Raw genomic sequence first — 25,137 nt, 5'->3', positions numbered from 1 at the left:
TTCATTTCAACTTGGACTACACCAAGGATATTATTTTAATAACACCCACAAAAAGCAATATTTAACTCGCAGTCACATTTAACTTCTGCATTGTTTAGAAAATCTATACAAGCGTTAATTTTTCAGTCATAAATCGATCATATGCTATGAAGAATCAACCTATTAAGCATTCATGATTAATATACACAATGAAAACATTACTTTTAAACAAAATGACACAGTTCATGAGACAGCCTTTAGCTATCTTTTTTTTAATCGCACTATGCGTCCTTGTTATTGATAAAACAATTTTGTTTGATAGACAAAGTAATAACGTTTTAATAAACCAAGATAACTTAAGAAAATTCGTAAATGTAAAATATGGCTTAGATAATGCTAGCATGATTAATTCATACATTAATGCGTTAGAAGGCGAACAAAAAGATAAGCTAATAAATGAATACCTCACTAATGAAGCATTATATAACTTCGCTTTAAACCGTTCATTAGATAAAAATGATGAAGATTTAAAATCAGTCATTACAGCAAAATCACAAAATATAATTGAAATGATGATTAACGCTGRACAGCCTATTCCTAGCTTAGAAGATGCCAAACAGTATTTCATTGATAACAATGACCAGTATGTCAAAGGTGAGAGTTTCAACCTCATGCTAATAAATAGAAAAAATGAAAGTAAAACATTACTGGAAAAATTACAGAATGAACCCTTAACGTTAAGACAAGCTGTTGGCCTATCCGATATCGTTAATTTCGACAAAGTATTTAGGCAAGCAGATATTACCACTATAAAAGACGTGTTCGGACAAGAACAAGCCACACAAATTATCACTCAGAAAGATGATGATTGGTCTGGCCCCTATAAGACACAAAGTGGCTACCATTGGGTGAAAGTGAATCGGAATCCAGCTCTATCCCCTGACTTTGATTCAGTTAAAGAACAGGTTATCAATGACTTATATAACGAAAATGTGGAAGTTCGTTTACAACAAATCATCGCAGATCTTATTGGACAACTGAATATAAGGTCGGATATCTAACATGAACATACTTTTCCGCTCTGCAATAAGGTTATTGCTACCATTATTAACGTTGTTTGCTACACCGGCATCCTCTCATGGTTTGGAGCCTATTTTTATTTCTGTTATCACAATGGAAAACAATCAATACCGTGTCGAATTGCGATTGCCAGATGAATACAAGGAGGAGAACAGTCCATACTTTATCCTTCCTGACACCTGTAAAAGTCATGAGTTTAACCACTTAATATCAACGATAAGTTGCCAAGAAACACTAACAGGGGCAGAATTAGAAATACGGTATGACTACTACGTACCTCAAATATCAACGCTTATTAATTATTATGATAAAGATGGCAATAATGAATTAACTGAAATTGATGGTCAATTGAGCTGGACTGTACCAGAAGAAGTTAATAACACGGAAAAGAATAAGCTATTTTTAATCGTTGGATTTGAGCATATATTAGGTGGGTTTGATCATATATTATTTATTGTTTGTTTATTAATAATAGTTCAATCCAAAAAGAAATTGATTCAAACCATTACTGGATTCACCATTGCACACTCCATAACATTACTCTTAGTCAGTACCGGCGTCATAAAACCGGCGATAGAGCCTATTGAGCTTATCGTTGCAATGAGTGTGCTGTTATTAGCGTATGAAATAGCGACGAATGAGAATAGTTTGACTCACCGCTACCCTATTACCATCTCTATTTTTTGTGGGTTATTACACGGCATAGGGTTTTCATCAGTGCTATCTGGAGTTAATACTACTGATTTAATTAACCTATCTAGTATTTTGTTTTTCAATCTAGGTATAGAGCTTGGTCAACTATTAATTGTTTCATTGTGGCTAACAATGGCATTTATAGCGAAAAAACTGTCTTTCGATAAAAGTGAAATGTTTAAAGCAAAAATTATATCTGTTTATTTAACAGGGGGCCTGTCTCTATTTTGGGTCTTAGATCGTCTTTTTATTTGGCTCAACGCTCGAGCCATTCATTTATTTGTTTAATTTACATAATAGGAAATAGCATGAATAAGTCGCTTATCTATAGCGCAATAGTCGCTTTACCGCTTCTAGCAGGCTGTAACTCTTCATCTGATGATACGCCAGATGAACCATCTGATGGTATTTTTGGCCGTGAAGGTAGCATCATTGAATTTTTAGCAACACCATACCTGCAAAACCCAGCAACAGACGGTATGACAGTTATGCTGGAGCCAACAGTTGAAGGTGGTCGTTCACCTGAATCAACCGTTTTCTACCGTGAACAAGGGAATACTGGCCCATATACGCCAGTAACCTCTATGGGGTCTGAGTTCGATGAACTTGGACTCGTACAGCGTGCACGTATTAACGGGCTAAAAAGTGATACCAAATACGATTACTTTGTTCGTACATCATACGGTGACTCTAAAGTATATAACTTCCGTACTTGGCCAACAGATGCAGATATTAACAACAACAATGAGTATACCTTTGTTGCAATGTCTGACACCCATGCAAGTGATCGTGATCGGTTTGGTGAAGGGTTAACTGGCCTTAGAGATATCTACGAACACGGCATTATTAAACATGAGTGTTTAGACGATATAACCACATGTAATGATTTAGTTGCAGGTATCATCGTTGCCGGTGATCTTGTGTACGCATCTAACGCGCGCAAAGCATACCGTGACTTTTTCAATTCTTCACATGAATTGGCCGCTTATATCCCGGTACTTCCAACACCGGGTAACCATGAGCACGATGGCGGAAACATCGAAGCATACGATATTTACCTAGATTGGCCAGAACAGATGGGCTGGCACAAAGCTCGCTATACGTATTCGCTGGACTTTTTGAACCTACGCCTCTTCTTCTTCGATAGCTTTGTTAAAACAGACGGCGGCCAAGAGTATCAATATGACTGGACCATGGAAGAGCTAGAAAAAACAACTAATGACGCTAGCATTGACTACGTACTGGGTGTTACTCATGCGCCATGTAAATCTTCAATGTGGCTATCCGGTGAGTCATGGAAGTCTTGTGACTTCGTTGGTCTACTACATGATTATTCTGAGCAGTCAGGAAAAATTTCAGGCCATATGTTTGGCCACACGCATGCATATACTCGTGGTAACGATAAAAATGTACCACACGTCGCGCTGAACGTTGCAACGTCTGTGGGCCGAATTGACCACTTCGCCGAGTTTGCTCAGAAAGATTATGATAGCGTGGCTGTGTCTAACGACAGCAATGGCTACAACATCTTTACGCTAAAGGCGGCGGGTGAAAAGCAAATGACCATGACGCGCCGTACTGGTGGTAGCTTCTACCGCGGTATCGACCTTAGCTTCCCTGTCTATGAAACCCAAGTTTATAAAATGAACAATGGCCCAGATCAGCCTATATTCGAGCGCTTTGAGTTCACAGGGCCGGGGGTCATTAGCTTAGCCGCAACTGATTTCCAAGGCCTTGACGGCACAGAGCACTACGAAACCCACTGGCAGGTATCTACCTCTCCAGAGTTTGAAGATGATGTGTCAGATATTTGGGGGAACACTACTCGAGCCTATAACTGGTGGTATAACGAAACAGATTTCTTAGATGAAGATGGCAACCGCATTCACAATGAATGTAACCCGTATGCAGATAAGGATGAAGAGTGTGAAGGACTCCTGCATACATTCGCCGTCGACACACAAGAAGGCGTCGATATTACTCAATATGAAACAACCACGACCACCGCTCCAGGTAGCACTATCTATGCGCGTGTACGTTACCGTGACAACAATCTAAACTGGTCTGAATGGTCGACAAGCGAGTCGTTATTTTACGCTGGGGTTGCGACAGATAACGTAGTTATCAATGGCGATGCAGAAGCCGGTGATGAAGACAGTTGGACTCATCGCGCAAAAACAGATACTGGTGCTGAAAACGCGCTTCGTTCTTTACCACTCGGCGCTTGTGGAATTCCTGATGCCCGTGGCGAGCGTGTGTTTCAGCTAGGCAACTTAGGGGGAGAAGACTGTAACGGCTATGGATATGGCTTTGGTGGTGTGGCGTATCAAGACGTCAATGTCTTCGATGCCCTCGAAGACTATACCGGTAATGAGCCACTTTATGCGACGTACTCAGCCTATATGATGAACTGGGGCAGCGCCAACGATGATCCTATCTGGCTATATGTGGCATTCCTTGATGAAGGTGGAAACATTATTGGTGAGAGTGAGCATATTAAAGCTAACTCACCAAAAGTACTGACTAAGTACATGGGGAGCACCCTAGCACCAGAAGGTACGCATTCAGTCCGCGTTGTACTTGAATCTGACCACCAGTCAGGCACGGATACAGATGCGCAATTTGATGACGTTGAGCTAATTCTGAGTATGCCAAAGTAACTTAGATAAACGGAAGCGCTTTTGGTTATTAGCCTCAAGCGCTTCTTCTATCAAACACGGTTATATAAAACCGAGATTCATAACGTCATATGTAAGATTGGAAAGGGTTTCCCCATATCATCTAACGGTGAACGTGACGCAACCGTAAAGCCCATATGTTGGTAGAAACCAACGGCTTGTGGGTTTTGTTCATTCACATCAACCGCTTTGGCATCAAGTTCAGCTAAAGCATATTGCAATAGCACTTTGCCGACACCTTGTCCTCTTACTTCATTGAGTACAAACAACATTTCAATTTTTTGTTCATGCACACCAATAAAGCCAGTAATAGCCCCTGCATCATTTTTAATGCAACGAAGCGATACCGCAGGAAAAGCTTGTTCAATGATAATCGGTTTAAAAAACGCAATATCCTCATCAGTGATGAAGTCATGGGTTGCTCGGACTGAATTTTCCCAAACAATTAGCATTTCTGCATAATCGCTAGGAAGCACATTTTCTACAATCATAATAATCTCTAATGATAATAAGTTGCTGTATGTGCAGCCGCGAACAGGGATTATATCGAAATAAGGCTGATTATGGCAGCCTTAGAATTGCTCCAATTGCTCGTTTTATGGGGTGACATAAAATTTAGCTTTATTCTTTTTTCTTGAAAACCCAAGACCGGCTAACCCAAGTCCAAATAATGCAAATGAGGCTGGCTCTGGTACATAACTGGCATTAAGAGAAATATCGTCAACAAGATAATGCCCTCCAAAGCCTAGTTTGAGCTGATCAATGCCTCCTGATTGAGCTCCATAGTATTCATAACTGCCATTTAAACCGGTAGTCACACTCCACACTAAACTCCCATCATTATACCCTTCTAGTACTCCCGTTAATGTATCAGGGCCACCTGACTCTTTTGCCGTTCCCCATTTTTTAGCCCACAAACCATCGAAGGTAAAATCCGCATTATTCTCATCAGTGATTGTAACAACAGTGCCATAGCCCGAATTAAAAAAACTAAACTCCCCGCTATGTGCTCCATAATTCCAAGGCGAGCCATCAAGATCAATCCACCTAGTATTATTCGAAAAATCAAATCCTTTATAATTAGCCACATAACCATGTCTATTTTGAATACTGCCGCCGGGGATATCATCAAATGTTAAAAAAGTGGCATTCGCTTGGCTGGCCAAAAAAAGTAAGGTAAGTGAGCATATAGTTTTCTTCATATCGTATGACCTAAAATGAAATATATTTAAGTTAATTAAGAACAGCAAAAAGCAAACCAACAATTAAGACCTTGATTTTTAAGCAAATTCAATATCGTATAGGACGTAAAATGCAAACCAACATGCAACAAATACACACCAAGTTGCACATTGCTAATAAAATAATCATTTTCGATTCATAAAACTTACTGTGAGAGTTTTGTGATAAATCTACGATTGATTTATGAAAACAGTGAGAGAGCTCTGCAACATTTGTCCGCCATAGTAATTACATGGTTCATTACTAAACGGATAGAACAATGAAAAAGACCTTAGCTTCAATCGCTGTTGCCAGCGCATTCCTAGGCTCAATCGCTGTAAGCAGTGTCTCCGCTGCCGAAATTGATGTCACTATTACCAATGCAACCAAAAACATTTACTTCACCCCTTTATTGGTGGCGGCACACAGTAGCGATGTTTATTTATTCCGCTCGGGTGAAAGCGCATCTCCAGAAGTTGAAGCCATGGCGGAAGGTGGTGATATCTCAGGCCTATCATCCGTAGCAACCAATGCTGGCGCTATCGTTGCCGAAGACCCAGCTGGCGGCATTCTTGATCCTGGCGTCTCAGCCACTGCCAGTATAAATACGGGTGATGCTGACCGCCTTTCAATCAGCGCAATGCTACTCCCAACCAATGATGGTTTTGTTGGCCTAGATAGCTGGGCGATCCCATCAGAGCCGGGGACTTATACGATATCGCTTAACAGTTACGACGCAGGGACAGAAGCCAATGATGAGCTTGCTGCTAGCATGCCGAACCCGCCTTTCATTAATTTCGGCACGGGGGGGACTGGTGTCGAAACTGTTGTGACCAACGACAAAGTACACATTCATCCCGGTAACTTAGGCGATAGTGACCCCATAGGCGGTCTCAGTGACATCAACAGTGCCACTTATCGTTGGTTAAACCCTGTGGCGATTGTCACTGTGACGGTTAAGTAAGGAGGCGATATGAAATACCGTTTATTACTGATAGCGACCAGTGCCACCTTACTTGCTGGCTGCCCTATTCTTGATGATGACGATGACACACCACCAGCAGACACCTTGGTGAGTTACACCGTTGAAGTAAAAAACCTTACGCCTAATCAGCCTCTGTCACCACTTGCGGTACTTGCACACAATGCAGATTATCAGTTATTCGAAATCGGCCAGCCTGCATCAGCCGCTCTTGAGCTTCTGGCAGAAAGTGGCGACAACAGTGAAGTGCTTAACGATGGTAGTGTAGCTTATAGCTTTTCTGGCGCAGGAGTGATCCTTCCCTCCTCTAGTGACACCGTCACCATTACGGTTGACCCACAGGAAGCACAGTACCTTTCAATTAGCAGTATGCTAGTCAATACCAATGATGGCTTTGTCGGTGAAACCCAAATTTCATTGGCTAATTTAGGTATTGGAGACAACATGAGCATCAATATGGCGGTTTGGGATTCAGGCACCGAAGCCAATGATGAAGCAGCTGCAACTATCCCCGGCCCAGCCGCGGGTGGTGAAGGGTTTAACAGCAATCGTGATGACAACGATAGGGTGTCATTTCATGCGGGAGTGATCAGCCAAGATGACGGGTTAGAAAGCTCTGTTTTAACGGCAAGCCACCGCTTTCTCAACCCCGGTGCGCGGTTAACCATTACTCGTACAGAGTAGAATTAATTGCTCATCAAAATGAAAGAAATATCAGTACATCCGGTCGTTAGCTAGGGAGTGTGTAATTTAGCTTATCAATGATCGGGATGTACTGATGACAACACAAACAAAACAGGTTGATCCTGCCATGATCCTCATTGTGGAAGACGATAATGATTTAGCCGATCTCATCTCCATGCACTTGAGCTTTCAAGGGCATGAAGTCACTCGCGTTATAACGCTGGAGCAAGCAAGGTGCTCTATCGAAAATAGTAAAACGGCAGAAAACCCGTTTGACCTCTTGGTACTCGATAGAGGGCTTGAAGATGGGGATGGCCTAACACTGTGCCAAGAACTCCGCCAACAAGATAACTGGCTACCAGTACTGATGCTCACTGCTCGCGATACCGAAAAAGATAAAGTTGATGGCCTTGAGTCTGGTGCAGACGATTACCTCACCAAACCGTTTAGCGTATTGGAGTTCCAAGCTCGGGTACGATCTATTCTAAGACGTAAAGTCCACCCTCTGCAGCCCCATAACAATGATAACACTGAAAGTAAGCAATCACTTACCATTCAAGCGAATGAAGAAAAGATTCTTTCTTTTGAAGGATTAACTATCCGGCCTCAGTCACATCAGGTCGAGCTGGGTGACCAACCTATCTCCCTGACAGCTACCGAGTTTACCTTACTCCATTTTCTTGCGAGTAAACCTGGTCGCGTTTACAGCAAAGACGAACTGTTAGACCGAGTATGGCAAACCAACTTCAGCGGTTATCATCATACGGTTTGCAGCACCATCAATCGACTACGAACCAAATTAGAGCTCCCTTACACCCAACATAAATACATCCACACGGTATGGGGCGTTGGCTATAAATTCCAAGCTCGGCCAAGTGCAGCATAAGGAGCAGCTATGAACTTTAAACACCGATTACTGTTATTAACAGGCTTTTGGTTTTTTATTTCTGCGCTATTGCTTGGCAGCTTGTTTGCCTACCAGCAACAATTGGTCGAACAGCGAACTCAACAGACCCTGCATAAAGAACTAGCAGCCCATATGCGAGATGATAGCCCACTAATGCAAGGCACCGACTATAACCCCGTCGCATTGAAGTCTATCTTCCATACCTTGATGTTACTTGGGCCAGACTTTGAGATTTATTTTCTCGACCAACAAGGCAATATTCGCGCTCACGCGGCCCCTGAAGGAAAAGTATTTCTCGACAATGTCAGCCTTTCACCCATTCAGCGTTTTCTCGATAATCAACGCTTTCCAGTTCTCGGGGATGACCCACGTAACCCAAACATTCAGAAAGTCTTTTCCGTCGCGCCGATCACCGAATTTGGTTCAATCGTTGGATACTTATACGTTGTTATAGGCAGTGAACAACGTGCACTGCTTGCCGCACAAGAACAGCTCCCTCCCCTACTCTATTTCACGGGTCTCTCGTTACTGCTGATCATTGGCTTTAGTCTTCTTACTTACCGATTGGTTAAACGCACTTTGCTCAAGCCCATTGAACATGTCACCGGCGATCTCCAAGCTCAAGCAGGTAATGATTTCCGCCTCAAGCCTGACTTTGTTAATCAAGTACCGGAGTTAAAACCTGCTGCCAAGCAACTCTATTTAATGGCACAACACATTCAGCAGCAGTTTTTACAACTACAACAAGAAGAGGCAAAACGCCGCGAATTGCTCATGCAATTAAGCCATGATCTTAAAACCCCGCTTTCAAGTATTTTGGGGTACCTCGAGACATGGAAGATTCAAAACCAAGGCCACGACCCACTCATCGATACTGCACATAGAAACGCAGAGAAATTGGCCAATCAGTTAAGCGAGCAACTTGCCTTAGCGCGAAACCAGCAGCAAGCGCCGCAACCTAAATTTGAACAAGTAAAGTTATATGATGTTATTCGGGAAACACAGGAAAGCCTTGCGCCAGAAGCCAATAAAAAAGGGCTCTTATTCGCCCTTTCTACGCCACAACAAGAAATTGTATATGGTGATCGGCAGTTGCTAATGCGCCTGTTTGCCAACCTATTTGAAAATGCTATTCGTCATGCACCAAGTAACAGCCGTATCTCATTAGACGTTACTCACCATCAGTCTAATTTAACCATCACGCTACGAAATGACATCGATCCCAACGCCCCATCAGGTTCGATGGGGCTAGGTACCAAGATCATTCACTCCATTCTTATGCTTCACCATAGCCAACTAGTCACAGAGCAAGATGACACGCACTTCTTGCAGCAATTTCACTTACCTGCAACCTCTAGCTAAAGCAGTGGCTTTACTCTTCCAATAGCAAGCTGCCCAAACGACGGGCAGCAGCATCATCAACCACAGGCTGTATAGAGATATCCATTTCTGAATTCCAAGCCAGCGCATAGGCAGTCACGGCTTCAGCGTTATCTGACTCTATAATTGCAACGCCACTCCCGCTGACTAAATCATGCCATCGCCCAAGCATTGTCATCTCATCGCCCATCATCTCTTTATCCATCCCTTCGTTCATCTGGGCGAAATGTGCTAATACTGGGTGTAATCTGCCTTCATGAAACTGCCAAGATACTAGGAATAACATGCTATATACCTCGCTAATAAACTCACGGTTAAATCGGATCATTTAAGAACACAATGAATCGCTTAGAGTATAGGTAATTAAACGATCCCTAGCTGCTGGAGCATGCCCATTTGATCCCACTGCTCCCAGCGTTCAACCACTTGTCCATCAACCACGGTATCTAATATTAGTCCATCGAATTGGGCTTGGTTTCCTGTTGGCTCGTTATCCCCAAGCATGCCACTATGCGTCCCTTTTGCCGACCACCGTGTCGCCACTTGATTTCCCGCGACTATTTGATCTTCAACCGTAAGCTTCAGGTCTGGAAATGCTGTTAGCAGCCCACTCACCAGTCCTTTAAATTCCTCAACCGAAAGACTGGGGGCTGGTGCCCCAGCGATATGAATAACGCAGTTAGGTGAAAAAGCTTCATCTGCCCCTGAAACATCCCCACGGTTCAATCCATCAATCCAAACTTGTTCATACTTGGTGACGACTAAGCTCATGTTTACCTCCCCATAAAGTAATGGCTATACGTTAAATAGGTAGATGGTAAGAATAACGGAACCACAGTGTATACGGTTCACGACACTCTAAAGGTATAGACGATGAACTGGAGATGCGGGCAGATAACAGTTATTTAATCTGCCAAGTGACGTCAAGATAAACACCTGAGGAACGCAATCACTTGGATGTAGAACGCTTCGATTTCTTCCGCTTACGCATTTTATACAACGTGAGGATAAGCACCGAACTAATAACAACGGTTAATACGACGAATATGTAAATCAAATTGTTACTTACTGTATAGTATTTAAAAGTATGAACAATCGCGATAAACGCTACAAGATACATCGCGATAACAGAAAACAGTTTATAGAATTCAAACTCACTGACCTTCCTAAGCATCATTTACCCCCTGTCGACTACAAGATAATGATTTACTAAAGTATGGTATTGCTTATATGACCTTGCTTGCTCCGTACAGAATAATCTATATGCAATAAATATTTTGCGCCTCAAGTAGATAGAATACAATTTAGAACAAACCGTTATATTTCAACACAGTGTGAATAGGTATTGCACATATTTACATCTATTTCTAAACGTAAAATTTAAAGTACAATTAGACAACAGCCATAACAGATTACATTGGTGCCCCTTCAAATGAAGGTTAAAGGAAGAAACCATGGATTATATGTATGATTACGTCATTGTTGGTGGGGGAATCGTTGGAATTTCAACCGCTTGGCAACTTAAACAACGGTGTCCTGATAAGTCAGTACTCGTGGTTGAAAAAGAAGATAACCTTGCAGCGCATCAAACAGGCCATAACAGCGGAGTTATCCATGCGGGCGTTTACTATGCGCCTGGCAGCTTGAAGGCGGATTTTTGTAAAGCTGGTGTAGAAGCGACACTCTCGTTTTGTAAACAACATCGTATTCCGGTTGAAAACTGCGGCAAACTTTTAGTCGCAACAAATGAAATCGAGCTTGAAAGAATGCATGCGCTATTTGAACGTTGTCAGCGCAATGGCATTGACGTTGAACGGCTTGATCAAGCCGCACTGCAAGCCAAAGAACCCAACATCACCGGTTTAGGGGCAATCTTAGTATCTGCTACCAGCATTGTGGACTACAAACTAGTCACGGAGAAAATGGCCGAATCTTTTCTTTCTGTGGGGGGGGAAATTGCTAAGCGAACTGAAGTTACTGCAATGACGGAAAATGCTGAAAGCATTGCTATTCATTGTAAAAGTGATGGCCAGCCTGTCCATTTATCAGCGCGTTATGTCATTAGCTGCTCAGGACTAATGGCAGATCGCTTGACGAGAATGCTGGGAATCAAAACAGATTTCCAAATCATTCCATACCGCGGTGAGTATTATCGCCTTAAACCCCAGCATAACCAGATTGTAAATCATTTGATTTACCCTATCCCCGATCCTGAACTGCCATTTTTAGGTGTTCACTTAACGCGAATGATCGATGGTTCTGTAACTGTTGGCCCCAACGCTGTTCAGGGCTGGAAACGTGAAGGTTATGGTTCTCTTAATTTCAGTCTGCAAGACACTGCCGACATGCTGACCTTCAAAGGGTTCTGGAAGGTAACAGCGAATAACTTAAAAACCGGTTTAATCGAGACTAAAAACTCATGGTGGAAACCTGGTTACCTGAAACTAGTCAATAAATACTGCCCACAATTAACAGCAAAAGACTTAACACCCTACCCAGCAGGAGTTCGGGCACAAGCTGTTTTGAATGACGGTACGCTGGTTCACGATTTTTTATTCGCTGAGAGCCCACGTAGCTTGCATGTTTGCAACGCACCTTCTCCGGCTGCTACCTCAGCAATCCCCATCGGTCACTATATCTGTGACAAAGTCATCGCATCGGGGACAAAAGAAAGCTGTTGTAAAACACGACGAGAAGAAATACAGATACCAGACACAATAAGCTCGTAATTTATCTGGTCTATCTTATTTCCCCTCAACAAAAACTTGCCACCTTACAGATAGGTTCTAAGGTGGTATTTTTTGCTTATGGCCAAGTCATGTTCAAAGTCTTGCTTTGATTGATAACCTAATGCCTGCCATGCCGATTGATAGTCTGTACTAAAATCAACGACTAGTCTCGCAACCCATTGTCTGCGGGTATTTACACTCATTTGCTTAATCGTTGCAATTACTGTTTTCATAACGGTTACCTCTTGCGTTGGAATACCGTCACTATAAGTAAGCAGCGATGGCAAACTAACAGTAAGCCACCAACTAGTAATACTTTTCCATCAACCGCTATTCTTCAATACTAAAATCAGTACTATATCGCTACATAATAATAGTTTTTTATCACCATCAAGAGACTCAAATGGCCATGATGCAAAGCCATATAGAAAAAGTGCCACAACGACAAGGTATGTCCTGGCGATACAAAAAAATCGATGGCGAATTTAAGCCTAGTGACTGGCACCATCATCAAGAATTTGAGCTGGTTATCAACCGTAATATTTCAGGCAAAGTCAGTATTGGCCATTACCATGGTGAATTTTCGCATAACAGCATGATGCTAATTGCGCCCAATTTACCACACGCATTTGAAACAACCACGGTCCATAATCCGCAACACGAAACACATATCATCTGGTTTAAGAAAGAATGGATAGCAAACATGATGTTCGCCTGTCCAGAGCTAAGAAAATTAGATGTCGTATTAAAACGCGCAGAAAAAGGTCTGAGCTTTTCACCACAAGCCGCAGATTTAGCCGTCGAATTGCTAAAAGGTTTAGTCCAACACACTGCCATTTGTCAGCTAGGTGTTCTATTGCAAGTACTTGACGTTATTGCTTCGGACAAAGAAACCACAACGTTACTTTCATATTCGCCACAGCCGTCTATGACAGATAAATCCAGCAATAAAGAAAAAGTTGAAAGGCTCAGTCAATATATCGAAGCGCATTACCACCTACCTCTTACTCTCGCCAGTCTCGCTGATCACATGAATACCAGCGAAAGTACCATTCACCGCTGGTTCGATCTTCATTTCAGAGAGAGCTTTAGCCAACACCTTAAAAAAGTCAGGCTGAACCATGCTGCAGAGCTGTTACAAAGCACAAACCAGCCGGTTTCTCTAATTTGTGAAAATGTAGGGTACCGAAACCAAGCTAACTTCAACCGACAATTTAAGCAGTACAAATTGATGACACCCAGAGAGTTTCGTAGCACCCACAAAGCAACACTCAAAATATAAAACTAAGCCAAATAGCCAAATAAAAAAGTAGACTCATTCAATATGGGTTGATTTTTTAGGCATAGTACAAAGATTTTTATGGATAGATTGTCAATAATGAACTCGCCCAGTTGTGGTCGTGAGATTGAACTGGGTCACCACGATAAAGATAGTTACACGTAGTTTCTTATGAAACAGAACCTGATAGATTTTCTATCAGGTTTTTTTGTCTGAATAAAAATAAAGCTACTTCACCCAATGTGAGGCGATTTTTTTAGGACTATACCTCACCATTCAATTGATAAAACTATTACTATGGATTCCGGCAGCTAATCTCATAACTGTCGATCCTTTTGCTTTTTTAGTTTCAATGAAACTTCAGCCTGATGGGTTTTCCATCAGGCTTTTTTATGTAAAATCAAACAGATACTGAACTATCGATGTCTTGTCTGTTAACCTTCTAAATTGACATAAACCCAAAGCGACACCTCCTACGTAGCAATGAACAGTTAGTGGGAATCATCAAACTAAGTTGCATATACCTAGATGCTTATTGCAGAGAGGTAACTATCAATTTTTTAGGTCAACATTGCAGTCAGTAATTGATAGATCCATTATTATAGACTGGTCATTTCAGACAATCGGAAGCATAACAGTTACTCCCTTCCATAAAATAACAACTGCTCCTACTGACTAATGTTTATTTCGGCCCTGATGTCCTAGCCTCAGGGCTTTTTATATGCATGGAAATAACCACCTACACCTTGCCCATTTTCAGAAGAACATCAGTATTGATCTTGACGTTATCTTTTTGGAACAAAATCTCAACTTATAATAAAAAAATCTTTTATTATGACTACGTCAGAATAGACATTTTTGGGAGTGTTGGTCGCACCCCAGATTATAATAATTTAGTTCCGAGCTAATGTAGTTGCAGCCCTGATTTCCTCCTTTCAGGGCTTTTTTTCTCTTTTAAATCCATACTACCCAAAATGTGGCATCTAATTAGGCAGATTTGTTAGGTTTTCAGGTAGTCTAAAAAGACGAGCAGTGGCAATACGAGCAATTTAAATTCATATGCTGGAGCTAAAAATACACAACGCCTAATATAGGGAAAGGCAACTTAATTCAATGGTGTTGCTTTTTTTGGGACAAACTATCAGTTTTATATCTAATTGGGGACTAATCTTGCTCTGGTAAACTTCTATAACTTATGTGTTGAAAAAGCAGACTATGGCACAAAACCTGATAGATTTTCTATCAGGTTTTTTTATGTCTGAAAAAGGGGGTTAACGCAAAAGCTGTTTCATAACCTCGATAAACGGGTTGCAATTTTAGAGAGCAATCAAGGAGAGACACCATGTCGAAATCAAAAGTTGGATTAAAAAGAAATGAGACGTTAAAAATAGGCTATCGGTTTGCCAAAGGAGGCAAAATTGTTAAGGCCAAGAACACGACCACCCGAAAAAAGAAAAAGTAAGCATGTTGATAGCGCATATAGTTAGACACAAAACCAAAGCAATCAAATGAAGTTGATTTTTTGGGATAATACATCAGTTTCATATGTTAAAGGGTGCTATTTTTATCTTTCCATAATTAGTCGTAACTATGTACTGGAAAAGCAGGTTGGTACAAACCCTGATAGGTTTTCTATCAGGGTTTTTTTATGCTTTAAAATCGTACTTTAAGTTTTCTCGCTGGACATTAAAGGGTCACAATAATTAATACCGATGATTAAACCGTTGTTTTTAATGCCTTATGTTTTTCATTTAAAGCACCTTTCGGGGCGTCTGATTTTAAACAAAAAGGAATTTAGAAATTAGCTGTCATACCTAAGTACCAGCTACGAGGTTCAATAGAGTAACCTCGCTGGGTGACATCAACTTCGTCAAGCTGCTCATCGGTGATATTGCGAACACCTGCACGTAAACGCCAATCAGCATTAATCAGGTAGTTCATACCTAAATCAGCGGTGGTGTATGATGGACGGTAGATATCGTCAGATTCTGAAATCAGTGCTTCGCCATTATAGTTAACACGTACAAACGTATCTAACCCGTCAGTCGCGTACCAAGTCATACGTACGTTTGCTTGGTGATCTGGGCGATCTTCTAGCGCTGAGCCTGTCGTCTTATCTTCTGTATCTAGGTAGGTGTAGGCACCATTCACTAACAATGTTGGCATCAGTTCATAATGCGCTGTTAATTCAAGCCCCTGAGTCATCGCTTTGTTGATATTTTTGTAGGTGAAAATGTCTCTACCATCGGGTGCAATACCCACAGCGTTATCTCGATCTTGAGCGATTAAGTTTTTAATCTCGTTACGGAATAGACCAGCTTCAATTCCCCACGTCGACTCATTATAAATGGCTGATACTTCATAGCTCACACTAGTTTCTGGATCAAGATCTGGGTTACCAACAACCTGGCAATCACCTTTACAGCTATTAATAATATTTTCTTCAGAAGTCTGCAATAACGTTGGTGCATTAAACGCTGAGCCTACGCCCCCTTTCAACGTTAGTTTATCAGTTACTGAGTTAACCAAATAAGCACGCGGGCTCCAATGGCTACCATATGACTCGTGAAAATCTAAACGAGTACCGTAAGTTAATGTATTCGAATCATTAATTTCCCACTGATCCTGAACAAACAATGCTTGCTCATGAACATCCGCTTTGCCCGTTTTTGTCAGGCTTTCAGGGTTGTTAAGTTCTGAGTAACTCCACTCCCCCCCAACGGTTAGAATATGATCGCCGACATAGGTCGTCGCATGCCCGTATGCCTGCTGGTTCGTTTCATCAACATCAGAAACACCATTATCAATTTCTGCTGCATCTACACTACTTACCGCATCACGATTATAACGTAACTGAGCTTCACCCCAGTTAAAGGCACCATTATAAGTTAGTGCCTGCATATCACGTTTAACGCGAGTATCTGACTCTGTTAGGCCCGCCGTAGATTCAAGCACACCTTCACGATCGTCATCATTGTACGAGAAGTCAAACGCAAGATCATGATCATCATTGATATACCAAAGGAGGCTACTGCTTAGTGCCAATGTATCACGCTCTTCTAACGTGGTCGCCTGCGAGCGATCGTACTCATTACCTTTATTATCTTCTGCTGTACCAGAGAAAGCATTGTATGCATCACGCCCACTCTTGTTGACTGAAAACGACAGGTATAACTCATCATCAATCAACGCACCAGAGGTGTTAAAACCGGTTGAGTATTCACCACCATTGTCAGCATCCCGGTAGCTGTAATCACCACTAACTTGTGACTGCCACTCATTGGTTGGCTGCTTTGTGATCACGTTGATCACACCACCTAGCGCTTCAGATCCATACAATGCAGACATTGGGCCGCGGATAACTTCAATACGCTCAATACTCTCTTTTGGAATAGTCGATAAATCAAAATCATTTCCACGGAAAATGGCATTAGACGAGCTAAGTTTGCGGCCATTTACCAAGATCATCGTAAACTTCGAATCCATACCTCGGATAGAAATCATTTCACGCCCCGCTCGACCACCATCCATCTGGCTGTCGACACCAGCAACATTTCTCACGAGATCATTCAAAGCTAAACTCGGTTCAGAAAGAATGTCTTCTTCGGTGATCACTGCAATAGAAGCCGGTGCTTTAGCCTGCACCATTTCGGTACGAGTTGCAGTGATAACCATCTGCTCATCAGTCGTGATTTCATTTGACTCGGCAACAACGGATGATGAAAACAACGCAGTGATAACTGCTAGGCTAATAGATGAGAGCGCAATTTTGTTATTTGATGGCATGGTATGTTTTCCATAACGCAAAGGGTAATGATAATTCTTATTATTAGCATCCTCTTGCACGACATCTAGGTCAACAATATTATCTATACACCTTCCGCATACCGACTATTCAATTTATTAATATAGATATTTATCCGGCACTTAATAATTAACACTACCGTTTTTTACCTTTTGAAACATATTCCAGTTTGCTTTTTATTTTATTTATAAATGGATTTAAATTGTTCTCTAACCCAAATACACATTTCATCGGTATGGTGTCTTTGGTGCCAATATAAGTAAATTTCTTTTAAATCTGGCTTTATTTCCGGAATAGCATCACGAAGTACAATATCCCGACCTTTTGCTAAATCAGTCGCAATTTGAGCTGGAAGCAAAAATATGACATCACTGACCTCGCTAAAGTTCGCAGCGGCAGTACAACAGTTTAATTTTATCGGTGAGTGTAACGACTCCCCACGCTTTAAATGGCCGTTTGCTTTTAGCCTTTTCTCTATTCGGTTTTGAGTAAAACCCATAATGGAAACGCTACCTAAACTCGATTTTAAAAAGTTCTCTAGTGTTATTTCTTCGTTAGCTAACGGGTGGTTGGCACTCATCAGCAACTTAAAGTCGAGTTCTGCAATTGCTAGCCGATACAATTGGTGGGAACTAGAGGTCGGCGTAAAAGCAGAGATAACAAAGTGAACATCCCCAGCCTCCAAAGGCTCAAAGTGATCACCAGAAGAACTATCGACACTTAGCGTCATATTGGGCGCCATCGAACGTAAATGAGAAAAGAACGGCGGCAACAACCAATTGATTTCCGGCAATAAGCCGAAAAACTTAATCATTTTATCACTTTCCAAAGGATTAAATTGCTTACCTTGAAATAGGCGTTCAACCCCATCAAGTACATGATCTAATTCAACCTTTAACGCCTGAGCTCTTTCCGTTAAGTTATAGCCAGTTGGCGTTCGAATTAATAGCTCATCATTAAACATATTCCTCAAGCGCTGCAAAGAGCGGCTCACCGAAGGTTGGCTTATACCTAAGCATTCAGCTGTTTGAGAAACATGTCTTTCATTAAGCAATACCCTTAAAACAGTCAATAAGTTTAAATCTAAATCACGAATATTCATTATCTGTATAGCGACTATAGCCAATATGTATTTGAGGGCGTGGAGTATATATCCTATTTTTTATCCCCTCAATTTGTACGTAAATATAATTTACTGAACACGGTATCGAGTAAAGAACGTAAATTTCCTGATGCTTTTTCAATTTTCATGCGTAATATCAATAAAAACAATTCTCATTTGTGATTAGATTGCATTTATCAGCTTTTAATCAGCTTCCAATTTACAAGGTTAGTTATGACACGCTTTTCCACGGCTTTAAAATCAGCACTGATCATGGGTGCATTATCATTCAATGTACCGGCAATGGCAGAAACCGTTTCCGTTGAACACCCTCTTGGCACTGCGTCTTTTGAACAAACACCACAACGTGTTGTTGTTGTTGGCGGCCATGGCAGCCTTGATACTCTAAATCGCCTAGGTGTTGAACCTGTCGGTACAGTAACGACAATGCTGCCTGACTACCTTGCTGATTACAGTGAAAAAGCCACCTCAATTGGTAGCATGAAAGAAGCTAACTTCGAGCAAATTTTCACCCTTAAGCCAGATGTCATTATTGCTGAAAGCCGCATGGTTGATGCTTACCCAACCCTTTCATCGATCGCGCCAACAGTAATGCACGTGGTTGAGAATGGTAACTACTGGGAAGATACTAAGAGCAACTGGCGTATGCTTGGCAAGATTTTCGATAAAAACACAGAAGCCGAAGCACTTATCAAAGAAACTGAAGCACAATTCGCCGAAGTTCGTGAGTTAGTACAAGCTGAAGGCCTGAAAACACTGGCTGTAATGAATAGCGGTAATAATATATCCATGTTCGGTGAAACAAGTCGTTTCTCTGTACTATTTGACGAGTTTGGTTTCGAGCCAGCACGTACATCTGATACTCAGAATCCACACGGTAACCTCATTTCATTTGAATTCATTGCTGATGCAGCACCCGATGTACTCTTCATTCTTGACCGTGAAAGTGCAATTGGCCAAAGTTCAGGCAAAGCACAGCAGCTATTTGATAACCCATTGGTTCAAAGCACACCTGCGTACAAGAACAACCGTATTGTCTTTCTTAACCCGAGCGCATGGTATCTGACCATTGCTGGCGTTAATGCAACAGAAATCATGATTGAAGATGCTAGAAAAGCCGTAACTTCAACTCAATAACTTCCTAATAGCCCGGTTTAGCCGGGCTTATCTATGATTATCATGCGTAATAATAAATTACTTTTGGCTGTTATCGCCCTACTCCCCTTAGCTGCTGTCTCCCTGTTTATCGGTGTTGCCAATATCAGTTTAAATAGCCTGCTAGCTGGTGATGAACACACCCTTTCAATTCTTTTTAACAGTAGACTGCCACGACTTCTTGCAATCTGCTTAGCGGGTGCAGGGTTAAGTGTCGCAGGCTTGATCATGCAGCAAGTCTGCCAAAACCGCTTTGCTTCCCCTTCAACAACAGGCACCATCGACTGTGCCATGCTGGGGTACGTACTGGGCATTGTCTTCTTTGCTGGTGCCAACCAATGGGTCAGCTTAGGCGTTATCCTCATTTTTGCATTGGCAGGTACACTGCTATTTGTTCAGTTTTTACAACGGCTTCAGTTTAAGAATGCTGTTTTGGTACCACTTATCGGTATTATGTACGGTAATGTCGTCTCTGCAATGACAACCTTCATTGCCTACCGGTATGATCTGGTTCAATCCATGTCAGCCTGGACAGTCGCCAACTTTGCCTCTGTTCTACAGGGCAACTACGAGTTTTTATACCTTGCCCTACCCGCTTGTATTATCGCGTACTATTACGCGAGCCAATTCAGCGCAGCAAGTGTCGGTGAAAGTTTTGCCAAAAATATCGGCTTAGACTTTAAGAAAATCGTCTTTATCGGCGTATTGATTGTCGCGATTTTATCTTCAACTGTCGTAATGATTGTTGGGGTTATTCCATTTCTTGGACTCATTGTTCCTAACCTCGTTGCAATCTTCATGGGCGACAACATGCGCCGTAATCTACCTTGGACTGCGTACTGGGGCATGGTGTTGGTACTGGCATGCGATATCCTTGGTCGCTTGATTATCTTCCCTTATGAAATGCCAATCTCGATGATCATCAGTATTTTCGGTGGTGCTGTCTTTATTACCCTTGTTCTTAAGGATAAAACGAATGCGTGACAGTATTAAAGTTTCCCTACTTGCCATACTGGGATTACTCATTACTGGCTACTTTATCGGCCAAGGGCTTAATGCCCAGAACTACCAGTTTTTCCTCTCATTACGTTTACCAAAAGTAATGGCGATCATACTGGCAGCCATTGCAATCTCGACGTCATCGCTGGTATTCCAAACTATTACCAATAACCGTATATTAACGCCGTCTATACTGGGTTTTGATTCACTCTACGTGATGATTCAGGTCATTATTGTGGTGATGTTCGGCAGCATGAGCGTGTGGTTTGCCGATCCGAAGGTAAACTTCCTGCTTACGACAATTGCCATGAGTGCCTTCGCTATGGGGTTGTTCTCGCTTTACTTTCGTCGTGCCAATAGCAACGTATTCACTTTGTTATTGATTGGTATTGTTTGTGGCAGCCTATTTAGCAGTGTTACCAACTTCTTCACGATGATCCTTGATCCAAATGAATTCGCCAACCTGCAAAACACCATGTTCGCGAGCTTCAATAACGTGAATGGTGAATTAGTCTACTGGTCGATCATTCCGCTGGGTATCTGCCTAGCGTACTTATACACTTTATCCAACAAACTCGATGTTTTTTGGTTAGGTACAGACAACGCCAAAAGCTTGGGTGTTGATACCCAAAAAGTCACTATGCAAGTCATGATGGTGATCACTGTAATGGTCTCGATCTCAACTGCATTGGTTGGCCCAGTACTGTTCTTTGGCTTGATCGTCGTTAGCCTGACCCGCCAACTCTTCCGCAGCTATCACCATCGCTTCTTGATGTTAGCATCAAGCACAATGTCTGTTGTGCTACTGGTTGGCGGTCAATGGCTTATTGAAACAGTCTTCGCTTTCGATACAACCATCAGTGTCATCATCAACTTTGTTGGTGGTAGCTACTTCCTTTATCTTCTAATGCGTAACAAGTTTTGATTTATCATGATTAAATTAACAGGCTTATCTAAAAAATATAACGACACCTTGGTGGTTAGCGAGGCGAGTGCCCTGTTCCCATTAGGAGAAGTCACATCCATTATCGGCCCGAATGGTGCAGGTAAAAGTACCCTGCTTTCGATGGCGAGCCGACTGACAGAAAGTGATGCTGGTGAAGTACTTATCGCTGATAAGCCGCTCTCACAGTGGGATACTCAAGAGCTATCAAAACGCTTGGCAGTATTGCGTCAATCTAACAATATCAATATGCGTTTCACTATTCGTGAATTAGTTGCTTTTGGCCGTTTCCCGCACAGTAAAGGCCGACTGACAGATGAAGACAATCGTGTGATTGATCAAGCACTGGCGCATTTAGATATCACTCATATCCAAGATAAGTTTTTGGATCAGTTAAGTGGCGGCCAACGCCAAATGGCGTTCATTGCCATGGTCGTTGCACAAGATACTGATTACATCTTCCTTGATGAACCTTTAAATAACTTGGATATCAAACACTCAGTAGAAATCATGCAAACTATTCGCCGCCTTGCTCATGAGATGAACAAAGCCGTTGTAATTGTAATCCACGATATTAACTTTGCTTCTTGTTATTCAGATAACATCGTTGCGATGCGTAAAGGTGAAGTGATTAAAAGTGGCAAAGTGGATGATGTGATCCAAAAAGCCATTATGGAAGATATCTACAGCATTGAGTTCAACATCCAAGAGGTGAATGGTAGCCGTATCTGCATGTATTACGGCGGTTAGTCACTATCGAAATGAGGCTTGGTTTGTTGTAGTAAAGCGCCAAGCCTCATGTAAGATCGATCACGCAACTTGCACAGGTGGTTCCGATTTAAACCCGCGATGAATATTGATGCTAGTGATCAAAGCAAATACTCCAATTACTACACCTAAATGCCACGCTTGAGATAAACCCAACTTAAGTAATGCCATACTCATTAATGATGAGATAATCATTTGTCCACCACCCGCTAGTGCAGCAACGGTGCCCGCTTTATTTTTAAATGGCATCATCAGTTTTGATTGCGCACAAGGTAGCGCAATACCATTTCCCATCGCCATTAAGAACTGCCCTATCATCACGAAAAGCGGATCTAATGGCATCATAATCAGCCAAATAGCCGACAACACATGTATGGCTGGAGCACTCGCTAACATGCGGTGAATGCCTATTTTAGGCCTCACTTTGTTGCACAAAAAACTACCCAATAACATGCCACAAGCTGGGATCAGGGCCCATAAAGCGTACTCATCAGATTCCATCCCGATTTGATTTTGCATAACAAATGGCATCAATGAAATCGCGGTCACCACCAAACTGAAGTTCAGCCAACTGACAGATGCAAAGCTCAAAAAATACGATGAACTCAGCAGAGACTTATAGTCACCCAATACCTTTTTAATTGATGGTACTGCTGACTTGTTCAGCATGGTTTCACCGAAAGAAAAATACAAAATCATCCAAATGATGCCAATGTACGAAAGTAAAACAATGAATACCGCTAACCATCCAAAATAATGGTTAATAAACCCGCCGATTACTGGAGCAAAGATAGGGGTAAAAGAGGCCACCATCGTGATGTATGACAACGCATGGGGAAGCTGTCCCCCTGAATACGAGTCACGTACCGACGCCCTTGCAAGCACAGCACAACAACCTGTCCCTATACCCTGAATAAACCGCCCAAAGACTAGCCATTCAAAGCTGCTGCTACCCAATACCGTCACGGTCAGGCCAACCAAAGCCAGAATAAGGCCCGATAGCAAGATAGTTCGACGCCCAAGCGCATCTGAAAGCGGGCCGTAAAGAAACTGGGATGGCCCAAAACCCAATAAATACACGGCAATCAATAGCTGGGCTTCATCAATCGATATAGAGAATGATTCCGAAATCATCGGTAGCGATGGGAACACTAACCCCATGCTCAACTGCCCAATACTAATGATCAAACAAGCAAGCAGTATTGGCCTCCAATTTAACCGCTCATTCATGATTTAGAGCCAGTTGATGCATTTACTTTTAAGCTTTCTGCATCTTGACGCTTAATGACTTTATGGCCATCTTCCGTCACGCCTTCTTTCCAATAGCTACTGAAATAACAATTTTTTCTGGCTACGCCTTTATCAGAATTCACATAGCTTCTAAGTTCACGCATCATGCTAAATTCACACGCGCACCACACTGAAACATCACCTTCAAGCCACTCCAACGCTTTCACGTTTTGTGCGAGTGAAATGTCACTATCGGCTACAGAATTGACCACCAGCTTCATACCTTCTGGCACTGGAAGTATTTGCATGTCATCCGTTGTCGTTACATTCACCACAACATAACCTTTCGCTTGTTTTGGCAATGCACTAAGTTTGGCCTTCAGGGCTGTCAGCGATGTCATATCACCAATCATCAAAAACCATTCACCTTGCTCTAAATAGCTTTGAATCGGCTTTGGCCCATCAATCGTTATAATGTCACCTTCCGCAGCAGTTTGAGCCCAGCGAGCAGCATACCCACCAGCATCAGGGTTTAGTGGTGCTTGGTTGTCACTATCATGGCGAACTAAATCAAGAGTAATTGATTGATTCTGCTGGTCGAAACTGCCCACCGTAAAGGTACGTAATACGGCCTTTTCACCTTCAGCTAACAAGCTAAGGTTGGTCTCTCCTTTCGCTGTAAACATCAATTTGACATACTGGCCAGCACTATCAGCAGGAAAGAGACTGATATCATTCCCCCCCAAAGTGATACGCTGCATGTTAGGAGTTACTGTTGTATTTGATAACACTGTAAGTGTTTTAGGTTGCGGCTTCTTATTCATTATTTAATCTCTTCTATTTATTTTCATCGCCATCAGCCTGATGATGCTTATGCCGACGACGTAACTCTCCGGCCTCACCCATTTCAGACAATTTAGCTTTTACACGTTTCACCGTAGACACGCTCGTTTGTGCGCCTTCTGCCGCTTCTTGTAAGGTTTTACCTTCGAGCAACAATGAAGCAATCAAGCGATGTAATTCTTTATTTGCTCTACGCCCTCGAAACTTTTGTTTCCATTCATCGGGATCATCACGTAATGCCTCGCGGCCAAATTTAGCAGCTGCTAACCGATGACGACTATCAGCTTCTGCATAACCGGTAAGTAATTTCATCATCATTCCTGTCATTTCACAGTTAGGACGAAATAACAGGTTTTGGTTGATCGTTTGAATGCAAACGCCTTTATTGAGAATGCCATTTATCGCATCACGACAGCGTTCGAAATCACGTCCAAGTGCCCCTATCCACCAAACGACCAAAGTATCGCCTTCCTGCATCTGCTCATACATAATTTGGTACACAGGTCGCTCTTCAACAGGTACGTAACCTTTCACACCAGTTTCTTGAAATAACTGGGCAGAAGGGTATGCCGCCTTGATCTCCGCAACATGTGCTTCGAAATCTTGGTATTTGGGTGACAAGCGAACATAAGCATAAGTGCTGGACATACTTATCTCTC

The 25,137-nt window shown here is 42.1% G+C and carries 23 protein-coding genes; 13 read left to right on the top strand and 10 right to left on the bottom strand.

Annotated features, from left to right (window positions below):
• Positions 1-224: 224 nt before the first annotated feature.
• Genes L4D78_RS23470 through L4D78_RS23460 form a run of 3 tightly spaced genes read left to right on the top strand, consistent with a single transcriptional unit; the run spans position 225 to position 4,412 of the window.
• A complete protein-coding gene (locus L4D78_RS23470) occupies positions 225-1,040 on the top strand; it encodes a peptidyl-prolyl cis-trans isomerase (protein WP_428469172.1) in 816 nt (271 codons plus the stop codon).
• A 1-nt stretch (position 1,041) separates the two neighbouring features.
• A complete protein-coding gene (locus L4D78_RS23465; RefSeq protein WP_428469171.1) occupies positions 1,042-2,040 on the top strand; it encodes a HupE/UreJ family protein in 999 nt (332 codons plus the stop codon).
• 20 nt (positions 2,041-2,060) lie between these two features.
• Entirely contained in the window at positions 2,061-4,412 is a 2,352-nt protein-coding gene (locus tag L4D78_RS23460) for a purple acid phosphatase family protein (protein WP_428469170.1), read from the top strand.
• Positions 4,413-4,489: 77 nt separating this feature from the next.
• Here the strand turns inward: L4D78_RS23460 and L4D78_RS23455 are convergent, their stop codons facing one another.
• Together L4D78_RS23455 and L4D78_RS23450 are read right to left on the bottom strand one after the other, a co-directional pair.
• The gene (locus tag L4D78_RS23455; protein WP_428469169.1) at positions 4,490-4,921 is read right to left on the bottom strand and encodes a GNAT family N-acetyltransferase; all 432 of its coding nucleotides are present in this window, start codon (positions 4,919-4,921) and stop codon (positions 4,490-4,492) included.
• Positions 4,922-5,026: 105 nt separating this feature from the next.
• Positions 5,027-5,632, bottom strand: a complete 606-nt coding sequence (locus L4D78_RS23450; protein WP_428469168.1) for a PEP-CTERM sorting domain-containing protein — start codon at positions 5,630-5,632, stop codon at positions 5,027-5,029.
• A gap of 299 nt (positions 5,633-5,931) precedes the next feature.
• On the opposite strand from L4D78_RS23450, the gene L4D78_RS23445 reads away from it, so the two are divergent.
• The 4 genes from L4D78_RS23445 to L4D78_RS23430 all read left to right on the top strand — a co-directional run bounded on the left by L4D78_RS23445 (position 5,932) and on the right by L4D78_RS23430 (position 9,586).
• Positions 5,932-6,615, top strand: a complete 684-nt coding sequence (locus L4D78_RS23445; protein WP_428469167.1) for a spondin domain-containing protein — start codon at positions 5,932-5,934, stop codon at positions 6,613-6,615.
• 9 nt (positions 6,616-6,624) lie between these two features.
• Positions 6,625-7,317, top strand: a complete 693-nt coding sequence (locus tag L4D78_RS23440; RefSeq protein WP_428469166.1) for a spondin domain-containing protein — start codon at positions 6,625-6,627, stop codon at positions 7,315-7,317.
• Positions 7,318-7,411: 94 nt separating this feature from the next.
• Complete coding sequence (locus tag L4D78_RS23435; RefSeq protein WP_428469165.1) at positions 7,412-8,203, top strand: response regulator transcription factor; 792 nt, start codon at positions 7,412-7,414, stop codon at positions 8,201-8,203.
• Positions 8,204-8,212: 9 nt separating this feature from the next.
• Positions 8,213-9,586 (top strand): sensor histidine kinase, encoded by a 1,374-nt coding sequence (locus tag L4D78_RS23430; protein WP_428469164.1) that lies wholly within the window; start codon positions 8,213-8,215, stop codon positions 9,584-9,586.
• Between the two features lie 10 nt (positions 9,587-9,596).
• On the opposite strand, the gene L4D78_RS23425 is transcribed toward L4D78_RS23430, so the two are convergent.
• Positions 9,597-9,890: a DUF3303 domain-containing protein gene (locus L4D78_RS23425; RefSeq protein ID WP_428458825.1), complete on the bottom strand. Its 294-nt coding sequence runs from the start codon at positions 9,888-9,890 to the stop codon at positions 9,597-9,599.
• A gap of 77 nt (positions 9,891-9,967) precedes the next feature.
• Positions 9,968-10,375, bottom strand: coding sequence for an ester cyclase (locus L4D78_RS23420; protein WP_428469163.1), 408 nt, complete (start codon positions 10,373-10,375; stop codon positions 9,968-9,970).
• A gap of 683 nt (positions 10,376-11,058) precedes the next feature.
• Here L4D78_RS23420 and lhgO point away from each other — a divergent pair.
• Complete coding sequence (lhgO, locus tag L4D78_RS23415) at positions 11,059-12,333, top strand: L-2-hydroxyglutarate oxidase (RefSeq protein WP_428469162.1); 1,275 nt, start codon at positions 11,059-11,061, stop codon at positions 12,331-12,333.
• A 44-nt stretch (positions 12,334-12,377) separates the two neighbouring features.
• On the opposite strand, the gene L4D78_RS23410 is transcribed toward lhgO, so the two are convergent.
• Complete coding sequence (locus L4D78_RS23410; protein WP_428469161.1) at positions 12,378-12,566, bottom strand: hypothetical protein; 189 nt, start codon at positions 12,564-12,566, stop codon at positions 12,378-12,380.
• 170 nt (positions 12,567-12,736) lie between these two features.
• Here L4D78_RS23410 and L4D78_RS23405 point away from each other — a divergent pair, with 170 nt between their 5' ends.
• On the top strand, positions 12,737-13,615 hold the full coding sequence (locus L4D78_RS23405) for a helix-turn-helix transcriptional regulator (protein WP_428469160.1): 879 nt from the start codon (positions 12,737-12,739) through the stop codon (positions 13,613-13,615).
• 1,791 nt (positions 13,616-15,406) lie between these two features.
• Here L4D78_RS23405 and L4D78_RS23400 read toward each other — a convergent pair.
• Together L4D78_RS23400 and L4D78_RS23395 are read right to left on the bottom strand one after the other, a co-directional pair.
• On the bottom strand, positions 15,407-17,398 hold the full coding sequence (locus L4D78_RS23400) for a TonB-dependent receptor domain-containing protein (RefSeq protein WP_428469159.1): 1,992 nt from the start codon (positions 17,396-17,398) through the stop codon (positions 15,407-15,409).
• A gap of 200 nt (positions 17,399-17,598) precedes the next feature.
• On the bottom strand, positions 17,599-18,519 hold the full coding sequence (locus L4D78_RS23395) for a LysR family transcriptional regulator (protein ID WP_428458832.1): 921 nt from the start codon (positions 18,517-18,519) through the stop codon (positions 17,599-17,601).
• A 234-nt stretch (positions 18,520-18,753) separates the two neighbouring features.
• On the opposite strand from L4D78_RS23395, the gene L4D78_RS23390 reads away from it, so the two are divergent.
• From L4D78_RS23390 to L4D78_RS23375, 4 genes are read left to right on the top strand one after another with little or no spacing between them, the layout of a single operon-like run.
• Positions 18,754-19,677 (top strand): siderophore ABC transporter substrate-binding protein, encoded by a 924-nt coding sequence (locus tag L4D78_RS23390; RefSeq protein ID WP_428469158.1) that lies wholly within the window; start codon positions 18,754-18,756, stop codon positions 19,675-19,677.
• 42 nt (positions 19,678-19,719) lie between these two features.
• Positions 19,720-20,679: an ABC transporter permease gene (locus L4D78_RS23385; protein WP_428469157.1), complete on the top strand. Its 960-nt coding sequence runs from the start codon at positions 19,720-19,722 to the stop codon at positions 20,677-20,679.
• Positions 20,672-21,619, top strand: coding sequence for an iron chelate uptake ABC transporter family permease subunit (locus L4D78_RS23380; RefSeq protein ID WP_428458835.1), 948 nt, complete (start codon positions 20,672-20,674; stop codon positions 21,617-21,619). Before L4D78_RS23385 ends, L4D78_RS23380 begins: the two co-directional genes overlap by 8 nt.
• 6 nt (positions 21,620-21,625) lie before the next feature.
• A complete protein-coding gene (locus L4D78_RS23375; protein WP_428458836.1) occupies positions 21,626-22,387 on the top strand; it encodes an iron ABC transporter ATP-binding protein in 762 nt (253 codons plus the stop codon).
• A gap of 60 nt (positions 22,388-22,447) precedes the next feature.
• Here the strand turns inward: L4D78_RS23375 and L4D78_RS23370 are convergent, their stop codons facing one another.
• The 3 genes from L4D78_RS23370 to L4D78_RS23360 are packed head-to-tail and all read right to left on the bottom strand — an operon-like array spanning position 22,448 to position 25,126.
• Positions 22,448-23,635, bottom strand: a complete 1,188-nt coding sequence (locus tag L4D78_RS23370; protein ID WP_428469156.1) for a multidrug effflux MFS transporter — start codon at positions 23,633-23,635, stop codon at positions 22,448-22,450.
• On the bottom strand, positions 23,632-24,459 hold the full coding sequence (locus L4D78_RS23365; RefSeq protein WP_428469155.1) for a siderophore-interacting protein: 828 nt from the start codon (positions 24,457-24,459) through the stop codon (positions 23,632-23,634). The genes L4D78_RS23370 and L4D78_RS23365 overlap by 4 nt, the downstream gene beginning before the upstream one ends.
• A gap of 13 nt (positions 24,460-24,472) precedes the next feature.
• Complete coding sequence (locus L4D78_RS23360) at positions 24,473-25,126, bottom strand: recombinase family protein (RefSeq protein ID WP_428458839.1); 654 nt, start codon at positions 25,124-25,126, stop codon at positions 24,473-24,475.
• Positions 25,127-25,137 lie beyond the last annotated feature (11 nt).

Origin of the sequence: Photobacterium minamisatsumaniensis (assembly GCF_050336695.1) — a bacterium.
Lineage (GTDB): Bacteria > Pseudomonadota > Gammaproteobacteria > Enterobacterales > Vibrionaceae > Photobacterium > Photobacterium minamisatsumaniensis.
The sequence above is the reverse complement of the archived record's forward strand: the minus strand, read 5'-3'. Positions and strand labels throughout refer to the sequence as shown.

Bases quoted from the DNA above. Each gene is read 5' to 3' on its own strand.
- L4D78_RS23465 (WP_428469171.1), top strand. From the start codon at position 1,042: ATGAACATACTTTTCCGCTCTGCAATAAGGTTATTGCTACCATTATTA.
- L4D78_RS23460 (WP_428469170.1), top strand. From the start codon at position 2,061: ATGAATAAGTCGCTTATCTATAGCGCAATAGTCGCTTTACCGCTTCTA.
- L4D78_RS23455 (WP_428469169.1), bottom strand. From the start codon at position 4,921: ATGATTGTAGAAAATGTGCTTCCTAGCGATTATGCAGAAATGCTAATT.
- L4D78_RS23450 (WP_428469168.1), bottom strand. From the start codon at position 5,632: ATGAAGAAAACTATATGCTCACTTACCTTACTTTTTTTGGCCAGCCAA.
- L4D78_RS23445 (WP_428469167.1), top strand. From the start codon at position 5,932: ATGAAAAAGACCTTAGCTTCAATCGCTGTTGCCAGCGCATTCCTAGGC.
- L4D78_RS23440 (WP_428469166.1), top strand. From the start codon at position 6,625: ATGAAATACCGTTTATTACTGATAGCGACCAGTGCCACCTTACTTGCT.
- L4D78_RS23435 (WP_428469165.1), top strand. From the start codon at position 7,412: ATGACAACACAAACAAAACAGGTTGATCCTGCCATGATCCTCATTGTG.
- L4D78_RS23430 (WP_428469164.1), top strand. From the start codon at position 8,213: ATGAACTTTAAACACCGATTACTGTTATTAACAGGCTTTTGGTTTTTT.
- L4D78_RS23425 (WP_428458825.1), bottom strand. From the start codon at position 9,890: ATGTTATTCCTAGTATCTTGGCAGTTTCATGAAGGCAGATTACACCCA.
- L4D78_RS23420 (WP_428469163.1), bottom strand. From the start codon at position 10,375: ATGAGCTTAGTCGTCACCAAGTATGAACAAGTTTGGATTGATGGATTG.
- lhgO (WP_428469162.1), top strand. From the start codon at position 11,059: ATGGATTATATGTATGATTACGTCATTGTTGGTGGGGGAATCGTTGGA.
- L4D78_RS23410 (WP_428469161.1), bottom strand. From the start codon at position 12,566: ATGAAAACAGTAATTGCAACGATTAAGCAAATGAGTGTAAATACCCGC.
- L4D78_RS23405 (WP_428469160.1), top strand. From the start codon at position 12,737: ATGGCCATGATGCAAAGCCATATAGAAAAAGTGCCACAACGACAAGGT.
- L4D78_RS23400 (WP_428469159.1), bottom strand. From the start codon at position 17,398: ATGCCATCAAATAACAAAATTGCGCTCTCATCTATTAGCCTAGCAGTT.
- L4D78_RS23395 (WP_428458832.1), bottom strand. From the start codon at position 18,519: ATGAATATTCGTGATTTAGATTTAAACTTATTGACTGTTTTAAGGGTA.
- L4D78_RS23390 (WP_428469158.1), top strand. From the start codon at position 18,754: ATGACACGCTTTTCCACGGCTTTAAAATCAGCACTGATCATGGGTGCA.
- L4D78_RS23385 (WP_428469157.1), top strand. From the start codon at position 19,720: ATGCGTAATAATAAATTACTTTTGGCTGTTATCGCCCTACTCCCCTTA.
- L4D78_RS23380 (WP_428458835.1), top strand. From the start codon at position 20,672: ATGCGTGACAGTATTAAAGTTTCCCTACTTGCCATACTGGGATTACTC.
- L4D78_RS23375 (WP_428458836.1), top strand. From the start codon at position 21,626: ATGATTAAATTAACAGGCTTATCTAAAAAATATAACGACACCTTGGTG.
- L4D78_RS23370 (WP_428469156.1), bottom strand. From the start codon at position 23,635: ATGAATGAGCGGTTAAATTGGAGGCCAATACTGCTTGCTTGTTTGATC.
- L4D78_RS23365 (WP_428469155.1), bottom strand. From the start codon at position 24,459: ATGAATAAGAAGCCGCAACCTAAAACACTTACAGTGTTATCAAATACA.
- L4D78_RS23360 (WP_428458839.1), bottom strand. From the start codon at position 25,126: ATGTCCAGCACTTATGCTTATGTTCGCTTGTCACCCAAATACCAAGAT.